This window comes from Sporomusa sp., assembly GCF_057736855.1.
In genome coordinates, this window is record NZ_JBYKYF010000346.1 from 1 (window position 1) to 2,585 (window position 2,585).

Below are 2,585 nucleotides of genomic sequence, written 5' to 3' on the forward strand. Positions count from 1 at the left end.
GAATAGGCCAGTAACCTTTTCATATCGTGTTGCGGGAAATACATTACAAAACCATACACCAGACTGCAGACCGCCATAATCCCACCGATGACGCCGATGACCTGAGGCACACTTCCTGCTGATAACATGGCCCGGGCAAAAATGTAGGCCCCAACCTTCACCATGGAGGCTGCGTGCAAATAGGCGCTGACCGGTGTGGGCGCAACCATGGCTTCAGGAAGCCATGAATGAAGCGGGAACTGGGCCGACTTGCCCCAGGCGGCCAGGAGTATCCCTAGGAATACCACAATCTTGGCTCCCTCGCCGAGTCGTGCGAGGGCCGTCAACTCGAAAGTACCGCTGTGAATGAACAGATAAGCCGTCGCCACATAGAAGCCCACAGCCGCAGCGTGGGTTACTATAATGGCTTTGAGGGCCGCTTTGCGTGCCTCCGGCTGGTCGTAAAATCCGATCAGACCCCATGAACAAACGCCGGTCAGCTCGAAGAAGACCAGGAGCCCGATCATTGTCGAAGAGAACACCAGGCCGGCCATGGACCCGATGAAGAGGAGGAGAAAGAAGTAATACCTTTTAGTGCCATCGTGAACAGGGTGTTCCCTGTTGCTGACACTCATATACCCCAGGGAGTAAAGACACACCAAAAAGCCCACAAGGACTACGGCAAAGCCAACCAAAACACTGAGCGTGTCAACCGTAAGGCCGAATACCTGTATACCGCCGAAGCGCACTAACTCCTGCGTAAAACCGACTCCCCCCGCCTGCATGAATTCGAGCATTAAAAGCAGGCTGCTAACGAAGGCCAAGAAGGTAGTCAGTTGGACGATCCTTTTTACATAGCCGTTGGGCGCAATAAGCGCCAGGGCGCTTCCCAATACAGGGATTAAGATACTTGCAACGGCATATCCCACCATATTTGTTACCTCCCTCCTAGGACAACGCTAACTGCACTCTTCAGCAGCTCATTCAACGGCGCCGGTATATATATCCCCAGCCCGGCCATGAGCAGAAACAGGACCCCAAAAGGCAGTAAGGTCAGCCAGTTGGCATCACCCCGGGGCAGGTCCTCCGGAGGGGAACCGAAAACCGTCTCGCTTATCAGGATAAGCAGCGCGGCAAAGACGATCACTAGAGACACAAGAAACAGTATCATCGGCCAGAGATGCCCGCCTTGTAGACCCGCCATAAGGGTCATAAACTCGCTGACGAAAATGTTAAAAGGCGGCGACCCAGCCAGAGCCAGGAGGCCGACAGCGAAGATAAAGGCGGTAAAGGGCGCTACCTTCAGCATACCCCGGATCCTCTCTGCATCCCGGGTACCATACTTTATAGTTATATTCCCTGCTGTACAGAACAAAAGGGACTTGGTGATGCTGTGGTTGACAGTGTGAAGCAGCGCGGCAAATATTCCCAGCGGCCCTCCCGCGCCCAGGCCGGTGGCGATGATGCCTACATGCTCCACACTACTGTAAGCCAGCTTCCTTTTGATATCGTTCTGCACCAGGATGAAGAAAGCCGAGACACCCACAGACAAAAGGCCAAAAATGAGGAGCAGGGTCTGCGGGAACTCCTTGCCGACAGCCTGCAAGGTAATGGCATAGTATCTTACTATCGCAAATAACGCGCACTTTAGCAGCACACCCGACAGCAGGGCGCTAACCGGGCTCGGGGCTTCGCTGTGAGCGTCCGGCAGCCAAGTGTGCATGGGGAACAGGCCGGCCTTGGTACCGAAGCCGATCAAAATGAATACAAAGGCCAGTTTCATCACCTGCGGGTCAAGGCTCCGGGCCATTCCCACTAACTCAGTCCACAGCATCGCCCTGTAAGCGTCATGCACCATGGCAAAGGCGTTGGAGTAGGTCAGGATGGTCCCGTACAGGGCAAAGGCCAGGCCGCCGCTGCAGATGAGGACATACTTCCACGCAGCTTCCGCCGAGGTCTTGTGTTTATAGAGGCCGACCAGGAAGGCCGAGCCCAAGGTGGTTGCTTCAACCGCAGCCCACATAATGGCAATATTGTTAGATATAACAGAGAGAACCATCGTGAACAAAAATATATGATAGAACCCGTAATAAGAGCAGACGCTCCTCTCATCCACTTCGCCATGCGCAAGATCATATCTCATATATCCTATAGAGTAAAAGCCGTTCAGGAACCCCAGTACCCCGATAATAAGAATAAGGACCGCCGTCAGGCTATCGGCGTAGAGCATTCCGCCAAGGGCAAGCAGCGTTTGTCCGTTAAGTACGTACTGCACCAGTAGCAAGGAGAGAAGAGTCACGATACTGATCCCGACAAAATGCACAACCTCTACTATACGCCGGGACCTCACCCCAAAGGCTAAAAGAGCTGTCCCCAGTGGTACCGCAGGCAAGTATAATAAAATGTTCTCTCCCACTTCTATCACCTAACCTTTTAGTAGTGTGAGCTTATCGGTGTCCAGGGTACCGAAGACCCTGAAGAGACGCCTGGCAATAATTGTCATGATCAGGACGGCAAAAATAGCGTCAGTCAGGATACCGATCTCCACAGTTTCGGGCGCGTTATAGGCCATGATGGCCAGAGTCAAATGCGACCCGTTCTCCATA

General features: G+C 53.4%; 3 protein-coding genes. All 3 read right to left on the reverse strand.

Translation table 11 applies throughout. From position 1 onward, the window contains the following. A partial coding sequence (locus AC29Z1_RS15925; protein WP_488272439.1) for a proton-conducting transporter transmembrane domain-containing protein occupies positions 1–911 on the reverse strand: 911 nt, incomplete at its 3' end. Positions 912–916: 5 nt separating this feature from the next. Then, positions 917–2,395, reverse strand: a complete 1,479-nt coding sequence (locus AC29Z1_RS15930) for a hydrogenase 4 subunit F (protein ID WP_488272440.1) — start codon at positions 2,393–2,395, stop codon at positions 917–919. A 9-nt stretch (positions 2,396–2,404) separates the two neighbouring features. Then, positions 2,405–2,585, reverse strand: a 181-nt coding sequence (locus AC29Z1_RS15935) for an NADH-quinone oxidoreductase subunit K (RefSeq protein WP_488272441.1), incomplete at its 5' end; no start/stop codon positions are given.